Here is a 16,079-nt window from a genome sequence, read left to right on the forward strand (position 1 = left end):
ACTGTCAAAGCATTGTTCATTGAAAACTGAATCATTTTTATTTCTTAATAATCAACCGAGAAAAACACTGCGTAAAAATTGACGAGAACAACGTCAACTCATAACCAATTTATCGTCAGATAAATTAAAGGTTAAGTTAGGAAGGGCGCATGGTGGATGCCTTGGCACTAGGAGTCGAAGAAGGACGCAACTAACAGCGAAATGCTGCGGTCAGCTGTAAGTAAGCAATGACCCGCAGATCTCCGAATGGGAAAACCCAATAACCGTGAGGTTATTATCGCTGACCGTTAAGGTCAGTTGAAGACAGACGTGGGGAACTGAAACATCTCAGTACCTGCAGGAAAAGAAAACAACAGTGATTCCCTGAGTAGCGGCGAGCGAACGGGGAACAGCCCAAACCGAAAGACTTGTCTTTCGGGGTTGTAGGACCGAACATAGACGGTGAGGAATGTAGCTGAATGATCTGGGAAGGTCAGCCATAGAAGGTGAGAGCCCTGTAAGTGAAACACGACGAACCGAGAATCGGGATCCTGAGTACGGCGGGACACGTGAAATCCCGTCGGAAGCTGGGAGGACCATCTCCCAAGGCTAAATACTACCTAGTGACCGATAGTGAACCAGTACCGTGAGGGAAAGGTGAAAAGCACCCCGGAAGGGGAGTGAAATAGTTCCTGAAACCATGTGCCTACAAGTAGTCAAAGCCCATTTAAGGGTAATGGCGTGCCTTTTGTAGAATGAACCGGCGAGTTACGTTAAGCTGCAAGGTTAAAGTGGAAAGACTGGAGCCGTAGCGAAAGCAAGTCTGAAGAGGGCGACAAAGTAGTTTGACGTAGACCCGAAACCAAGTGACCTACCCATGTCCAGGTTGAAAGTGCGGTAAAACGCACCGGAGGACCGCACCCGTGTATGTTGAAAAATGCTGGGATGAGGTGTGGGTAGCGGTGAAATTCCAAACGAACTTGGAGATAGCTGGTTCTCTCCGAAATAGCTTTAGGGCTAGCCTCGGTATGAATGATCGTGGAGGTAGAGCACTGTTTGAACTAGGGGTCCGTCTTGGGTTACTGAATTCAGATAAACTCCGAATGCCACAGATCAATGACCGGGAGTCAGACTGCGAGTGATAAGATCCGTAGTCGAAAGGGAAACAGCCCAGATCACCGATTAAGGTCCCAAAATATGTGTTAAGTGGAAAAGGATGTGGAATTGCACAGACAACTAGGATGTTGGCTCAGAAGCAGCCACCATTTAAAGAGTGCGTAATAGCTCACTAGTCGAGTGGTTCTGCGCCGAAAATGTAACGGGGCTAAACACATTACCGAAATCGTGGATCCAACCGCAGGTTGGATGGTAGGAGAGCGTTCTAAGGGCGGCGAAGCTAGACCGTAAGGACTAGTGGAGCGCTTAGAAGTGAGAATGCCGGTATGAGTAGCGCAAGGTCAGTGAGAATCTGACCCACCGAAAGACTAAGGTTTCCTGGGGAAGGCTCGTCCGCCCAGGGTAAGTCGGGACCTAAGCTGAGGCCGCAAGGCGTAGGCGATGGATAACAGGTGGAGATTCCTGTACTGATCAGATCTGATTGAACAATGGAGGGACGCAGGAGGCAAGCGAAGCGTGCGAATGGAAATGCACGTCCAAGCAGCGAGTGCGAGTGTGAGTTAAATGTTTGCATTCAAGCAACACGAGCTGTGATGGGGAGCGAAATCTAAGTAGCGAAGGGAAGCGAGTCACACTGCCGAGAAAAGCTTCTAGTAAGGATCTGGTCACCCGTACCGCAAACCGACACAGGTAGTCGAGGAGAGTATCCTCAGGTGAGCGAGAGAACTCTCGTTAAGGAACTCGGCAAAATGACCCCGTAACTTCGGGAGAAGGGGTGCTGATCTAACAATCAGCCGCAGTGAATAGGCCCAGGCGACTGTTTATCAAAAACACAGGTTTCTGCAAAATCGTAAGATGAAGTATAGGGGCTGACGCCTGCCCGGTGCTGGAAGGTTAAGCGGATGAGTTAGCGCAAGCGAAGCTCAAAAGTGAAGCCCCAGTAAACGGCGGCCGTAACTATAACGGTCCTAAGGTAGCGAAATTCCTTGTCGGGTAAGTTCCGACCCGCACGAAAGGCGTAACGATCTGGGCACTGTCTCAACGAGAGACTCGGTGAAATTATAATACCCGTGAAGATGCGGGTTACCCGCGACAGGACGGAAAGACCCCATGGAGCTTTACTGTAGCTTGATATTGGGTGTTCGTATAACTTGTACAGGATAGGTAGGAGCCATAGAAGGCGGAACGTCAGTTTCGCCCGAGGCGTTGGTGGGATACTACCCTCGTTGTATGAACACTCTAACCCACACCGGTTAACCCGGTGGGAGACAGTGTCTGGTAGGCAGTTTGACTGGGGCGGTCGCCTCCTAAAAGGTAACGGAGGCGCCCAAAGGTTCCCTCAAAATGGTTGGAAATCATTTGCAGAGTGTAAAGGCACAAGGGAGCTTGACTGCGAGACCTACAAGTCGAGCAGGGACGAAAGTCGGGCTTAGTGATCCGGTGGTTCCGTATGGAAGGGCCATCGCTCAACGGATAAAAGCTACCCTGGGGATAACAGGCTTATCTCCCCCAAGAGTTCACATCGACGGGGAGGTTTGGCACCTCGATGTCGGCTCATCGCATCCTGGGGCTGTAGTCGGTCCCAAGGGTTGGGCTGTTCGCCCATTAAAGCGGTACGCGAGCTGGGTTCAGAACGTCGTGAGACAGTTCGGTCCCTATCCGTCGCGGGCGTAGGAAATTTGCGAGGATCTGTCCTTAGTACGAGAGGACCGGGATGGACATACCGCTGGTGTACCAGTTGTCTTGCCCAAGGCAGCGCTGGGTAGCTAAGTATGGATGAGATAAACGCTGAAAGCATCTAAGTGCGAAACTCGCCTCCAGATGAGATTTCCCATTCAGAAATGAAGTAAGACCCCTGAGAGAATAACAGGTAGATAGGATGGAAGTGGAAGTGCCGTGAGGCATGGAGCGGACCATTACTAATCGGTCGAGGACTTAACCAAGTAGCAAGCGCAGTGGAAGTCGGAAGACAGAAGAAATAAAGATGATTTAGTTTTGAGTGAGCAAAGCTCACGTGTGGTGATGATGGCACGAAGGCTACACCTGTTCCCATGCCGAACACAGCAGTTAAGCTTCGTCACGCCGAGAGTAGTTGGGGGATCGCCCCCTGCGAGGGTAGGTCGTCGCCACGCATTTATTCCGGCATAGCTCAGTTGGTAGAGCATCTGACTGTTAATCAGGGTGTCGACGGTTCGAGTCCGCCTGCCGGAGTTAGTAGTTGATATTAAATTATTAACTTAAGCTTTGCCGGCTTAGCTCAGTTGGTAGAGCATCGGTATCGTAAACCGAGGGTCGGGCGTTCGAATCGTCTAGCCGGCATATCTGATATGAAGTCGAGACAATTATGTCTCGGCTTTTTTTGTATGTATATATAAATGCTTCTTTAGCACCCTTTTGTTATAAAATTATTTTGCCGATCACCGTTAAATCATTATACGAAATAGTGACGTTTTTCGTGTCTGATGAGTTTAATGAAACAAGCTGGACGTCCTTATCAGTTAAGAATATCTTTTTGATATAGAAGTTATTATGGTAGTTAACGATCACGATTTGATTACTGTAAAGTTCTTCTACATCATAGCTGACAAAAAGTAGCTGCTGATTCGCAAATAATGGCGCTAGTTCATCTCCCTTAACTACAACTACTAAATGGTAATCGTGGGGGATAGGAACGTTGATTTCTACACTATAATGCCTTTTAGTTAAGGAAAAAATGCTAGTGGCTGCGGTTATCTCTCCTTTAATGATTATCTTTTTTGTCTTATTTTCTACTTGATAACTAGCATTTTTCTCTTGGAGTTTCTCGTGCGTTTGTTCCGCAAGTTGTTCTTTGGCACAGTCATAAACAATATTTTGCCGTTGAGGATCCAATTGTTTCATCTGTGCGATAGTTTTGGTAATCAGCGGTTCAGTAGGCAATGCGTCTTGTGCTAGCAAATCATTGATGTCGAGTGCAAAATAGGCTGCAATTGCTTGAATATAGCGTATCTGTGGTTCAGCCGTTCCGTTTTCCCAGCGCGAAAGCATGCTCTTGCTGATCCGCAACTGATATTTTTCGTTTAGTGCAGCTGCCAGCTTTTCTTGCGACAAATGGTTGCTGATGCGCAGTTGTTTTAATTGAGTAGAAAACATAAGGTGCCTCCTAACTAAGATTAGTTTTATCATAACATGGATTTTTAAAAATAAATACGGTGTTGACAAAGTAAAATGATAGCGTTACGATTATTTTGTTCCTTATGTGGAAAATAAATTAAATATTGTGAATGATTAAGGAGGGTTCAGATTGACTACGAAGAAGAAAAGGCGCACGTTTTATTTGCTGACGCTTGATTATCAAAAGGGGATCGTGCACGATGAAGAAAATTATTTACTGTCGGTTGCCGAAATCGACCGGCTGATCTCGTTATTACAGCAGACCAAAAAGGTGAGCATGTCGCTCGACGTGACCGCATATAACGAGATGGTCTACTTAAAGAAGTCGGGCTTTTTTGATAGCGTTAACTTAAATGGGATCAAAACAAAGCGTAAGCCAATTTCTCAGGCTAAGCGCCAGATGATCTATGAACGCGACCAGCACCGCTGTTATTACTGCGGCAAAACACTGCCAGTCGGCGGCTTTCGGCTGGAACATAAGATCCCGATCAGCAGGGGCGGCAGTAACGATGAGAGCAATATCGTTGTTTCTTGCCCGCAGTGTGATACGCGCAAGGGAACCAGGACTGCCACGGAATTTCTGCGTGAGATCGGTGCGCTGTGAGTTTAATGGAGATTCACTTTAGTGCTATAATAACTGTCAAGGGATGGTGAATAAGATGACTAGTGCAAATGATACGATCAATAAAAGAATTTCCGTTAATATTAATAAAAACAAGCTAGAAGCGGCCGAGCTAGTGCTTGATAAACTAGGATTAAAGACTAACGATGTAGTAGCAATGTTACTGACACAAATTGCTGATACGGGATCCCTGCCAATCAGTGAAGAAGAGCTATTAAAGAATAAAATCATTGCTGCTAGTCATAAAACTCCTATCCAAAAGGTGCAAACGTCCGCAGAATGGGAAGAATTTTTTGCGGACTAGCGAGGAATGATTTAAAAAAATTTTTAGCAGTTATTGCTATAATTAAATAAAGCAAAAGATACTCCTAATAGTTAGTACAAAGCTAATTAGGGAGTATTTTTATACCAAAAAACAGCCAAGGAATAAACCTTGACTGCGAATTTGAAACAAATGTAGGAGGAGGCATGCAGAGAAATCTAATGATCAACCGACTTGATTAGACCTTCTCGTGTAATTACCAGATCCTCTACATAACTTTGGCAAGTTATAGGACACTTTTATCGTAACACTTAGCAGGTAACTTGTCTATAAAAACGCTTTCTTAAATATCAAAATAAAAAAACGGGGCTTTTATAGTACGTTTCCGTTAAAAGGGAATACAGAGCATTGCGTATGACAAAATTATTACTGTTCGTCTTGTAAAATATCGGAGAATACATCTTCAGCCGGACGAATTCTATTAGCTAAAACATCCGCGTAGCCAGCTGCTAGTTCACTTTCAGTCTTCAAATTTTGAATATCGTGAACTGTAGGGCTCCAACCCGCGATTATATTCGAACTTAGAGCATACCAAACTGCATTAAACTCCTTTTTATTATCAAATTTGACTCCCATGATAGTTAAATTTTGTGTATCGACAGCTAAATTCATTAAGTACACCTCCATAAATATTTAAAATTCACTGTCTAGTACTTCTACCAAATCATCACCAAATTCTCCAAGATGCACTTGCTGCTCTTTTACCCACTCTGCTCTTGTGAAAGGGTTTTGGTGTACCGAGTTATCAATAAACTGACCATCATTAGTTAATTGATTTTCCTCATGAATAAGGGAAAGGGCAGGAACTGTTAACATTTTAGAAGGACGAACGCCGATATTTTGATTTTTGTCGTTAAACGGTGAGTTAGCCATGGTAAATACCTCCCTTGATCTAATTATATAACCTAAATTTAGGTTAGCAATCAATAATTTGTGCACAAAAAACAGGAACGTGCCGATCCCCCAGACGTGTTCCTGTTCGAGTATTCAAGTTGTGTTTAAGATCTGGGTTAAGAACAAAATTAACCTTGTAGCAAAGTCAAGACACTGTTAGGCATTGCGTTAGCTTGTGCCAACATTGACGTTGCAGCTTGTGACAAGATGTTGGACTTGGTGAAGTTCATCATCTCTTGAGCCATATCAACGTCACGGATCCGCGAATTAGCATCCGACAAATTAGTAGTTGTCGTACCTAAGTTGTTGATCGTGTGGGTCAAACGGTTTTGAGCGGCACCTAAATCAGCACGTTGACCGGAAACCTTGTTGATAGCAGCATCAACGGAAACTAAAGCAGCAGAAGCATTAGCACGAGCATCTTTATCCAAGGTAGAGTTGTAATCTGCGATAGCAGTATTAACTTTCTGTGAAGCAGTAGTTTTGGATGATGTTTCGTTTGTTCCGTTTGTCCCATTTGTTCCGTTTGTTTCATCTGGTGTTTCGGTTGCAGCAGTATAAACTTCACCTTTAGTAGTATTAAATGCATCTTGCAAAGAGGATACCAATGGACCGTTGGTAGGATCTGAAGAAGTGGCATCAACCGCATCAGAGATTGACGACTCTAGTGCTTCAAATTGTTCAGCAGTAACATCATCTTTTACGTTACCATCAGAGTCAAATACAGCATTAAGTTTATCATTTAAATCACTATTTGAATCTAAATAATCTGACATACCTGCAGCATCCATTGCATTTTTTACATCGTCTGCATTGGTTTGAGCGGTTGAATCAACACTAGCTGCAGTTCTTGTAATACTTGATAAATTTGAGGGAGCTACTGCAGCAGTATAAACTTCACCTTTAGTAGTATTAAATGCATCTTGCAAAGAGGATACCAATGGACCATTGGTAGGATCTGAAGAAGTGGCATCAACCGCATCAGAGATTGACGACTCCAGTGCTTCAAATTGTTCAGCAGTAACATCACCTTTTACGTTACCATCAGAGTCAAATACAGCATTAAGTTTATCACTTAAATCACTATTTGAATCTAAATAATCTGACATACCTGCAGCATCCATTGCATTTTTTACATCGTCTGCATTAGTTTGAGCGGTTGGATTAACACTTGCTGGTGTACCTGTATTAGTAATTTCACCAGTATTATCAGTACCATCAGTAGCATCAGTTGTTGTTCCTTGATAAGCCTCTACAACTTTTTTAACATTAGACTGATTACCATAACTGCCGATATCACCTTGTAATTGATTGGCAAATGAAACTAAATCGTTAGTAAATTTTGTAATATCTTCACTTTTAGCGTCATCTTTAATTGTTAACTCACTACCACTAAGTGTACCAATTTTAGTAACGTCCTTTCCTAGATTTCCATATAAAGTCTTAAGGCTACACACTCATCGTCTGACCAGAGTTAGCACCGATTTGGAACGTAAATTGAGTGTTGTCTTTACTCAACAAGTTCTTAGTGTTGAACTGAGTTGTTGTCGCAATCCGAGTGATTTCAGATGAAAGAGCTGTGTACTCTTTTTGGATTTCGGAACGATCTTCTGAAGTCAAAGTATCGTTAGCTGATTGCACTGACAAGTCACGCATCCGTCCAAGGATACTGTGAGTTTCGTTTAAAGCACCTTCAGCGGTTTGAATCAAAGAAATCCCGTCTTGAGCATTCGTCTTGGCTTGAGTTAAGCCAAAACCTGCGGCGTCATCGCCGGCTTTGTTGATCCGGGAGCCGGATGACAATTTAGCAAGTGAATCAGACTTGGCGTCGTTGGCCGAATTTAAGCTGGACAACGTGTTCATTGCGGGAATATTAGTATTAATTCTCATTGTAATAACCTCCAAATATATTTTTTTAAGTACTGAACGCGGGAAAACTTGGAACACGCGTTGGCATTTTGGAGGAATGTTGTTGGAGATAAATGCTAATTAAGCATCGCTGATTCACTTCTTTTAGAATCGATATAAATTAAAAAAAGGATGAATTGAACTAAAAGTTGAACCTATTGCGAAGAAATATTATGAGAAAAAATGTTTTTATCCATCAATTAGATATCTATTTTAGATTAAATTAGCTATCGAAAAATTAAAATAAAAATGAATTAGATGTGAATAAAAATGGATGGATTTTTGCGTTTAAAATGTCATAAAATTACTTTTTTAAATTAAGGTATATGATATACTGAATGTGCAGGAAGTTTTATGGGCGGTGGCTGTTTTATTCTCTAGGAGGTGATTGCGTATGAGAATACGTGAAAAATCTGACGAAAGGATTTTCAGTCCACTTGGATACATTTCAAGTGCTGTCGTTGCTGATCGCGTTCGGGATGCTGATTATCGCTATCCTAGATCACAACGAGCGGAAGTAACACAAAAAAGCCGTCCCTCTATACTTTGGCGAGTTTCTGGGATGGCTAAATTGCTATTGTAGTAACGTCACCGCCTTTAAAGCGGCTTGCGGAGGGTCAGCGCTTTTTGCTGGCTCTCTTTTTGTACCTTCATTATAACACTGGAATAAATTATTGACTAGGATTAGTAACGCAAAAAACAGGAACGCGCCGATCCCCCAGACGTGTTCCTGTTTGAGTATTCAAGTTGATGAAAAGTTAAATTTAAATCAAATTAATTAACCTTGTAGCAAAGTCAAGACGCTGTTAGGCATTGCGTTTGCTTGTGCCAGCATTGATGTAGCAGCTTGTGACAAGATGTTAGACTTCGTGAAGTTCATCATTTCTTGGGCCATGTCAACGTCACGAATCCGCGAATTAGCATCCGACAAGTTGGTAGTTGTTGTGCCCAGGTTATTGATGGTGTGTGTCAAACGGTTTTGAGCAGCACCAAGATCGGCACGCTGACCAGAAACCTTGTTGATGGCATTGTCAACAGCAACTAAAGCCGATGAAGCGTTGGAACGAGCGTCTTTGTCAAGGTCACTATTATAAGTTGCAATAGCGCTGTTGACTTTTCCACCAGCGTTCGTATCGTTTCCACTATAAGCATCTAAAATAGATTGAGCAACTTTAGAACCGTAACTACCAATGTCACCTTGTAACTGGTTAGCAAATGATACTAAATCATTGATATTATCATTGGTTAATGTTGTTTCATTCAGTCCAGTCCCACTTCCAGCAGTTAAATTAGGAGCTCCTTTAACTTTATCATAAAGTGTTTGTAAACTTTGATCGTTGTTACTTAATTCTGTGACTAAATTACCTAAAGCACCAGTATTACCACTTTCATTATTACCAGAGCCAGAGCCATCACCAGCGCCATAAGTAGTAGCGATACCATTAACGGCACTTTGCAGTGCTTTCAACCTGGATTGAATATCACTACCCTGATTAGCATTGTCTGTCAAAGCAGACTTAATGGAATCTTGTAAAGTTTTCATGGCAGTTTTACCAGTATCGGTTAAGCCACCATTAGTAGTATCAACGTTTAACATGTCGGTAATATCGGTACCATGTGTACCAGTAAGAGTAGGAGTGTTACCGCTGTTGTCAACCTTAGCAAAAACTGCGTCTAATTTAGTATTAAATGTAGAAGATAAGTCAGTATACTTACCACTTTGATAAGCGTCGTTGACCTTATTCATGATCGTTTGCAGTTTTTGCAGGTTAGTTTTGTCATCGCCAGTAGCTGAAGCAACGGCTGTATCAAGAGTATCCTTAGCTGTTTTAACAATAGCTGCAGTTGGAGTATTATTTAATGTACCACCATCATCAGTAAATACTGCATCAATGGCTGTTTCAACAGATGCGCCAGCACCAGCAAAATAGCTAGTACCACCACCTGATGGTGCTGTATTTAAAGCATCATAAGCAGTTTTATACGTATCTGCATCGTCGTCAGCTAAATCGCCATAATCAGTGCCAGTGTTTGCTAAACCGGTAATAGCACCTATAAGGGCTGCTTTGTCAGCTGTAGCTAAAGGAGTAGTTTTAGGGAGAGCAGCGCTAGTCGCAGAAGTTTGAGCAACAGATCCAATTCCTAAAGAATTTCTAAGTGTATTATAAGCCTTAACTTGTTGTTCAGCAGTAGCATTAACAGTGATTTGCCCGTTAGCTGTATCATCACCGACTAAAACTTTTAATGATGAGGCGTCCATAGCGTTGACATTAACGCTCATGGTCTGGCCTGAGTTAGCACCAATCTGGAAAGTAAACTGAGTATCATCTTTACTCAACAAGTTTTTAGTGTTGAACTGAGTTGTCGTGGCGATTCGGGTAATTTCGGATGAAAGAGCCGTGTATTCCTTGCTGATTTCAGAACGATCTTCTGAAGTCAACGTATCGTTAGCTGATTGCACTGATAAGTCACGCATCCGGCCAAGGATACTGTGAGTTTCATTCAGCGCACCTTCAGCGGTTTGAATCAAGGAAATCCCGTCTTGGGCGTTCGTCTTGGCTTGAGTCAAACCACCGATCTGAGCCTTCATCTTTTCGGAAATTGCTAAACCTGCGGCATCGTCGCCGGCTTTATTGATTCGGGAACCAGATGATAATTTTGCAAGTGAATCAGACTTGGCGTCGTTGGCCGAATTTAAACTCGACAACGTGTTCATTGCGGGAATATTAGTATTAATTCTCATTGTGATAACCTCCAAATATATTTTTTAAGTACTGAACGCGGGAAAACTTGGAACACGCGTTGGCATTTTTGAGGAATATATTTTGAACGAAATGTTAATTAATCAATTTTTCTAAGGGTGTTTTAGAATTTATATAAATTGAAAAATAACAGAATGGAAGCAAAAATGGAATTCAGGCACCAAAATATTATGAGAAAAAATGTTTTTATCCATCATTTATGTATCGATTTTAGATTAAATATGACATTAAAAAATTAAAATTCAGCCGAACTAAAGCACACAAAAAGTCATCCCATTTCAACTATTGTTGAGCTATAAGATGACTTTTTATTTTATAAATTAATAGTTAATTATTAGCTAACATCCGATTTTTTCATATCTACAGCAATATAGACAACCTTTTCGTTATCCTTTAAGTGCCACTTGCTTGGATCCTGTGCCTGCGGGTAAACAACGTCGCCTTCTAACATAGTTGCGATTGCATCTTCGACCCAATAAGCCGCGTCCGAAAAAGAATCGCCTTGAGTTACCATTCCTGGGATATCAGGGGAAGTGACCAAATAATAATGACCATCGTCGTTACGTTCTTCAATAATTACCGGATAAATTAATTTTTCCATCTCAATAAATCTGCCAAAATATTTTAGCGCTAAATTGGCAGCTCCTTCCTTCACCGTGCAAGCAACATTACTTCTTGCTTTGGTCGTCGGCTAACAAATCTTCCCTGAATAACTCTTTGTGCAATTTCTTGATTTGCTCGTCATTTTCTTTTTCCATTTTTTCCATTTCTTGTGTAATTACTTCTTCTACTGTCATATTTATCCCCCTAAAATTTAGTTATTTTTCCATCTATGGTATAAACTCGTGACGTTGATATATGGAACTTCCTTGCTTCTGATACGCTCAAAATATTCTTGGTGTTCGTCGCAAAAATCTAAGAATACTTTATGCACTGCTGGGTAAACTATTGCCTCATTGACCAAATTATAGTTGATATAAACGGCAATTTGTTCTAAATTGTTGAAACGCTTGATTTCGATGTACAACAAAATGATACCCGCAATGGTTACCGCGTACGAGAGCGATTCAAGTGTAGTTTTTAAATCAGTAACAGCTGTTAATAAGTAATTCATTTGCAATCACCCATTAATAAATACGACAACTGAACATATGCTGACTAAATTATAACATAATGCTAAATTCTTCAGCAGGCCAGTGATTGACTACAAAAATTACCTTCACGAAATAAATTACAACAAAACATTTCTAATATGAGATTAAATTAGGACACTTCATAAATAAATTTCCCCACTCAAAACGTTAAATTCTCTAGTATCAATGCTAAAAGTAACAGAAAATTACAAAAAAATTTAGGGCAAAAAGTTCACTCGTGGCGGCACTTTCTCATCGTTTGGTGAAAATTAATTAAAAAATTGCGTAAAAGGTATTAAACATTATGACATCTTTCCGATAAATATATGTGGAGCGTGAGAGGCTTACGCGTGTTCCAAGTTTTCCCACGTTCAGTACTTAAAAAATATTTATTGGAGGTTATCACAATGAGAATTAATACTAATATTCCCGCAATGAACACGTTGTCCAGCTTAAATTCGGCCAACGACGCTAAGTCAGATTCTCTGGCAAAACTTTCTTCGGGTTCCCGGATCAACAAAGCCGGCGACGACGCTGCTGGACTTGCCATTTCTGAAAAAATGAAGGCTCAGATCGGCGGCTTAACTCAAGCCAAGACGAACGCCCAAGACGGGATTTCCTTGATTCAAACCGCTGAAGGTGCGCTAAACGAAACTCACAGTATCTTAGGCCGGATGCGTGACTTGTCCGTTCAGTCAGCTAACGATACTTTGACGAGTGAAGATCGTTCCGAAATTCAAAAAGAGTATTCTGCATTATCGACAGAAATCACCCGGATCGCTACTACTACTCAATTCAACACGAAGAACTTGTTAAGTAAAGATAACACCCAATTCACTTTCCAGATCGGTGCTAACTCTGGTCAAACTATGAGTGTCAACGTCAATGCCATGGATTCTTTCTCTTTGGGTGTTAGTGTAGCTAATAACACTGATAACGGCAACATCACAGTCAATGCTACACAGGATCAACAAATTGGTGCATTAAATAATTTTGTCAGTCAATTAGGATATAAATCAGATGCTGGTAATGGTGATGCTCTTTATGATTTGGTTAAGGGTGATGGGACTTCTAGCAACGTTGGTTTAAATCACTATGATTCCAGTTTAGGAAATCTTTACGATAAGCTTAAAGACGACATGGCAAATATGACAGATGGTGATGGTAAAGTTTCTGCTAATGCTGCAGGCTTTACTGATGATAAATTCTCTAAATTGACCACTGATTTAACTTCATTTGCTAATCAATTGCAAGGAGACATTGGTAGCTATGGCAGTAAGAGTGATGTTGATTTAACTAAATACATTGATTCTGCAAAACCAGCTGCAATTGATGCATCTAACTATAAAAATAAAACTATTAATTCTGGTAGTGGTGTTGCTGGTGGTTTGAGTGAACTGACAGATGAATTTTGGAATGGAACAAGTAATGGTGTTAGTGTTAGTGGTATACTTAACGGAATTAATGAGGTATTTAATAAGGATGGTTCATTTAAGACAAGTGCAACTGGAGAACAGTTCGCTGCTTTAAAAGCCGCAATGGGGTCTGCTAACCCTTCCGGTATCTCTAGTGCTGATGGTGCTGCTTTAACTAAAATTAGAACTGGACTTGGATCTTTCACTGGTTATCGTGCAGCCGGTGTGGATACATCAAAACGGCCAACCTCTGGTGATGGTAGTGTAGCTAACACGAAAACAGCTTTAAAGACCTTGTTAGACAGTAATTATTTTGGGACAGTTAACACTACTTCACATGTTGCCGCTAATCATGACGACATTTATCAGGCTTTAAAAGCTGTATTTAGTACAGGTACTGAAAGTAAGATTGGTGATGGCGGTAATGATTCTGACGCAAGTGGTGATTTTGCCTCTACTCCTCCTACTGCCGCTCAATTCAAAACTTTAATTGATGCTGTTAACAATTCTACTGATTCAGCTACTGGCGGTGACCTAGCAGATTTAAAGACACAATTACAAAAATTAGAAGGTAAAGACAGTGTTTACTTAGCTAAAGATAGTCTTGATACTACTAAATACAGCTCTACCGATAGAGGAACGGCTACCGTTAAAGGTGTTAAGGACACCTTGGGAGGTACTAGTGGTACTGATAATTTGTTAACTGCAACCACTGGATATGTAGCAACTCATGCGGATTTTGCTGCTGCTCTCGGCAAAGTATTTGATACTTCAAGTGGCAAAGTAGGCGATTTGAAGTCAAGTGCTACTACTAAAGATTTTGCTGATTTGCAAAAAGTAGTTCAGCAAGCTGCTAATAGTGCAACCGGTGACGATAAAATCAATTTGCAAGATTTAAGCAAAGAGTTAGACAAGATGGTTAATGATGGCGTTTCCACTAAAGCAACTGTTGATGCTAATGCTTCACAGAAGGCTAACAACGCTATTGCAAACTACAACGCTACGCTTGACGGCGATGCCCGTGCCAACGCTTCCGCAGCTTTGAATGCTGTTGACAATGCCATCAACAAAGTTTCTGGTCAACGTGCCGATCTTGGTGCCGCTCAGAACCGTTTGACCCACACGATCAATAACCTGGGCACGACGACAACCAATTTGTCAGACGCTAACTCGCGGATCCGTGACGTGGATATGGCTCAAGAGATGATGAACTTCACCAAGTCTAATATTCTTTCTCAAGCTGCAACGTCAATGCTGGCTCAAGCTAACGCAATGCCTAACAGTGTGTTGACTTTGTTACAAGGCTAATTTTGAATTAAGATTTAACTTTTTATCAACTTGAATACTCGAACAGGAACGCGTCTGGGGGATCGGCGCGTTCCTGTTTTTTTGTGTCTTTAATTGCTACGTTGTGCCAAATTAGATATAATTATCGTAGTACAATAGTAAACGTTAAAGGAGGATGTCATGGGTAATACTGTTATCAAAAACAAAACTGTTTCTACTCGAGTAACTTTAGCTATTCAGCAAAAAGCCAAGGATAATCTCGCTAAACAAGGATTAACCATTTCAGAATATATTCGCTTATCGTTGATTAAAGCAGCTAATAATGAAGTGCGCTTAGTAAGCTTTTTGGATTCTCCAGAGGCTAAAGCAGCAAAAAAAGAGGCCGAAAACGGTCAGGTGAAAACCATCGGTACGTTGAATGATTTTGACAAGTGGGTTGATAACTTAGATGGAAATTAAACGAACTAACTTATTTGAACGTCAACTAAAAAAACTGGCGAAAAAGCATTTCCCCGTCTCGGTATTAAAACCTTGTGTAAAAGCTGTTATTGAACATGATGAACTCATTTTAGCGAGAATCAAAGACCATGCATTAACAGGTAATTGGCAAGGATACCGCGAATTTCATCCAGCTAGGTATGGTTCTTACGCTAGTAATTATGATGGCTGGATTGTAGTCTATCGGTTGCAAAGTGACGAGCTTATCTTGCTATTAGTAACAACGGGTTCACACGAAATTTTGAATAAGAATTCTTAGATATAATTGTATTGGTGTACTACTAGTTGATCACTTATTCGAGTGTTAGAATAAGGACATGAAGAAAGCCGTTTTAAGGGCGGTGACATAGTTTAGAAGTCTGTAAAAGCCATCTTGTACTCGGTCAAAGTAAGTAGGACGGCTTTTTTATGTAGTTTTTGTCCACTCATATTTGGTGAAATTTGTGATAATTACTCATAGATTATCCCAATCAATATCGTCAACATTAGTAAAACCACTATTGTCATCTTCATGTTCGCGCACTTTAGCCAAGGTACCGGTGTTTTCCAAATATAGGGTTTCGGCGATTGCGTCCCAGTCTTTTTTAGCAACAATGACTGCCGCTTGGTCTTCATTCCCATTAGCAGAAGTGACCGTCACCGGCTTTTTTTGCTGGTTAATATCTTTCAGGATCTGGTAGAAATTTTGGCGCGCCTTAGTGGGAGTATAGTTTTCCATCTCGTTCACCTCTCTAGGCTCATTGTAACGTACGTTAATGCCGTACGCAATATTTGCGTCCAGCAACTTCAGCACATGATTGCTAGTCAAATATTTATTTGAGTGTTATAATAAGGGCGTAAAAAATAACCGGTGCGCTAACACCGGCTTTGAAAACAAGCCGCTTTAAAGGCGGTAGCTCAGTTATAAGATTAGAAAAGCCACCCTACAACCTGCTAAAGTTGTGTAGGACGGCTTTTTTGTGTTACTTTGGTTCTATACTAACAAGTGTT

Annotated in this window: 13 protein-coding genes, 2 tRNA genes, 2 rRNA genes and 5 pseudogenes; 11 read left to right on the forward strand and 11 right to left on the reverse strand. The window is 41.3% G+C overall.

Features of this window, described 5'->3' with window-relative positions; genetic code table 11:
• Window positions 1-129 precede the first annotated feature (129 nt).
• The 4 genes from ACSYSK_RS02475 to ACSYSK_RS02490 all read left to right on the forward strand — a co-directional run bounded on the left by ACSYSK_RS02475 (window position 130) and on the right by ACSYSK_RS02490 (window position 3,414).
• Window positions 130-3,038: ribosomal RNA gene (locus ACSYSK_RS02475) — 23S ribosomal RNA — on the forward strand.
• A 72-nt stretch (window positions 3,039-3,110) separates the two neighbouring features.
• Window positions 3,111-3,227: ribosomal RNA gene (gene rrf, locus ACSYSK_RS02480) — 5S ribosomal RNA — on the forward strand.
• A 6-nt stretch (window positions 3,228-3,233) separates the two neighbouring features.
• Window positions 3,234-3,306 (forward strand) — tRNA-Asn (locus ACSYSK_RS02485).
• A 35-nt stretch (window positions 3,307-3,341) separates the two neighbouring features.
• Window positions 3,342-3,414: transfer RNA gene (locus ACSYSK_RS02490), tRNA-Thr, on the forward strand.
• A gap of 78 nt (window positions 3,415-3,492) precedes the next feature.
• Here ACSYSK_RS02490 and ACSYSK_RS02495 read toward each other — a convergent pair.
• A complete protein-coding gene (locus ACSYSK_RS02495; RefSeq protein WP_491715383.1) occupies window positions 3,493-4,227 on the reverse strand; it encodes an XRE family transcriptional regulator in 735 nt (244 codons plus the stop codon).
• Between the two features lie 151 nt (window positions 4,228-4,378).
• On the opposite strand from ACSYSK_RS02495, the gene ACSYSK_RS02500 reads away from it, so the two are divergent.
• Window positions 4,379-4,852: an HNH endonuclease gene (locus ACSYSK_RS02500; protein WP_491715384.1), complete on the forward strand. Its 474-nt coding sequence runs from the start codon at window positions 4,379-4,381 to the stop codon at window positions 4,850-4,852.
• 55 nt (window positions 4,853-4,907) lie between these two features.
• Window positions 4,908-5,174: a type II toxin-antitoxin system RelB/DinJ family antitoxin gene (locus ACSYSK_RS02505; protein ID WP_491715385.1), complete on the forward strand. Its 267-nt coding sequence runs from the start codon at window positions 4,908-4,910 to the stop codon at window positions 5,172-5,174.
• Window positions 5,175-5,558: 384 nt separating this feature from the next.
• On the opposite strand, the gene ACSYSK_RS02510 is transcribed toward ACSYSK_RS02505, so the two are convergent.
• From ACSYSK_RS02510 to ACSYSK_RS02525, 4 genes and pseudogenes are all read right to left on the reverse strand, one after another.
• Entirely contained in the window at window positions 5,559-5,804 is a 246-nt protein-coding gene (locus tag ACSYSK_RS02510) for a hypothetical protein (protein WP_491715386.1), read from the reverse strand.
• 21 nt (window positions 5,805-5,825) lie between these two features.
• Window positions 5,826-6,065, reverse strand: coding sequence for a hypothetical protein (locus ACSYSK_RS02515; RefSeq protein ID WP_491715387.1), 240 nt, complete (start codon window positions 6,063-6,065; stop codon window positions 5,826-5,828).
• Between the two features lie 149 nt (window positions 6,066-6,214).
• The gene (locus tag ACSYSK_RS02520) at window positions 6,215-7,543 is read right to left on the reverse strand and encodes a flagellin (RefSeq protein WP_491715388.1); all 1,329 of its coding nucleotides are present in this window, start codon (window positions 7,541-7,543) and stop codon (window positions 6,215-6,217) included.
• Window positions 7,539-7,976: pseudogene (locus tag ACSYSK_RS02525) on the reverse strand (flagellin N-terminal helical domain-containing protein); the annotation flags it as partial. The gene ACSYSK_RS02520 and the pseudogene ACSYSK_RS02525, both read right to left, overlap by 5 nt.
• 470 nt (window positions 7,977-8,446) lie before the next feature.
• Here ACSYSK_RS02525 and ACSYSK_RS02530 point away from each other — a divergent pair.
• A complete protein-coding gene (locus tag ACSYSK_RS02530; protein ID WP_491715844.1) occupies window positions 8,447-8,515 on the forward strand; it encodes a putative holin-like toxin in 69 nt (22 codons plus the stop codon).
• A 257-nt stretch (window positions 8,516-8,772) separates the two neighbouring features.
• On the opposite strand, the pseudogene ACSYSK_RS02535 reads toward ACSYSK_RS02530, so the two are convergent.
• From ACSYSK_RS02535 to ACSYSK_RS02555, 5 genes and pseudogenes are all read right to left on the reverse strand, one after another.
• Window positions 8,773-9,027: pseudogene (locus tag ACSYSK_RS02535) on the reverse strand (flagellin); the annotation flags it as partial.
• A 1,353-nt stretch (window positions 9,028-10,380) separates the two neighbouring features.
• Window positions 10,381-10,737 (reverse strand): annotated as a pseudogene (locus ACSYSK_RS02540) (flagellin N-terminal helical domain-containing protein); the annotation flags it as partial.
• A 353-nt stretch (window positions 10,738-11,090) separates the two neighbouring features.
• The gene (locus tag ACSYSK_RS02545; RefSeq protein WP_491715389.1) at window positions 11,091-11,357 is read right to left on the reverse strand and encodes a type II toxin-antitoxin system HicB family antitoxin; all 267 of its coding nucleotides are present in this window, start codon (window positions 11,355-11,357) and stop codon (window positions 11,091-11,093) included.
• Window positions 11,358-11,424: 67 nt separating this feature from the next.
• Complete coding sequence (locus ACSYSK_RS02550; RefSeq protein WP_491715390.1) at window positions 11,425-11,553, reverse strand: hypothetical protein; 129 nt, start codon at window positions 11,551-11,553, stop codon at window positions 11,425-11,427.
• A 17-nt stretch (window positions 11,554-11,570) separates the two neighbouring features.
• Window positions 11,571-11,870 carry a hypothetical protein gene (locus ACSYSK_RS02555; RefSeq protein ID WP_491715391.1) on the reverse strand — a complete coding sequence of 100 codons (300 nt, stop codon included), beginning with the start codon at window positions 11,868-11,870 and terminating at the stop codon, window positions 11,571-11,573.
• 426 nt (window positions 11,871-12,296) lie between these two features.
• Between ACSYSK_RS02555 and ACSYSK_RS02560 the strand changes: the two are divergent.
• The 4 genes and pseudogenes from ACSYSK_RS02560 to ACSYSK_RS02575 form a co-directional block, all read left to right on the forward strand.
• Window positions 12,297-12,803: pseudogene (locus tag ACSYSK_RS02560) on the forward strand (flagellin N-terminal helical domain-containing protein); the annotation flags it as partial.
• A gap of 1,554 nt (window positions 12,804-14,357) precedes the next feature.
• Window positions 14,358-14,612 (forward strand): annotated as a pseudogene (locus tag ACSYSK_RS02565) (flagellin); the annotation flags it as partial.
• Window positions 14,613-14,771: 159 nt separating this feature from the next.
• Entirely contained in the window at window positions 14,772-15,050 is a 279-nt protein-coding gene (locus tag ACSYSK_RS02570) for a RelB (RefSeq protein WP_491715392.1), read from the forward strand.
• Window positions 15,040-15,348 carry a type II toxin-antitoxin system YafQ family toxin gene (locus tag ACSYSK_RS02575; RefSeq protein WP_491715393.1) on the forward strand — a complete coding sequence of 103 codons (309 nt, stop codon included), beginning with the start codon at window positions 15,040-15,042 and terminating at the stop codon, window positions 15,346-15,348. The genes ACSYSK_RS02570 and ACSYSK_RS02575 overlap by 11 nt, the downstream gene beginning before the upstream one ends.
• 195 nt (window positions 15,349-15,543) lie before the next feature.
• Here the strand turns inward: ACSYSK_RS02575 and ACSYSK_RS02580 are convergent, their stop codons facing one another.
• The gene (locus ACSYSK_RS02580; RefSeq protein ID WP_491715394.1) at window positions 15,544-15,807 is read right to left on the reverse strand and encodes a type II toxin-antitoxin system Phd/YefM family antitoxin; all 264 of its coding nucleotides are present in this window, start codon (window positions 15,805-15,807) and stop codon (window positions 15,544-15,546) included.
• Window positions 15,808-16,079 lie beyond the last annotated feature (272 nt).

This window comes from Ligilactobacillus sp. ESL1201 (assembly GCF_058503265.1).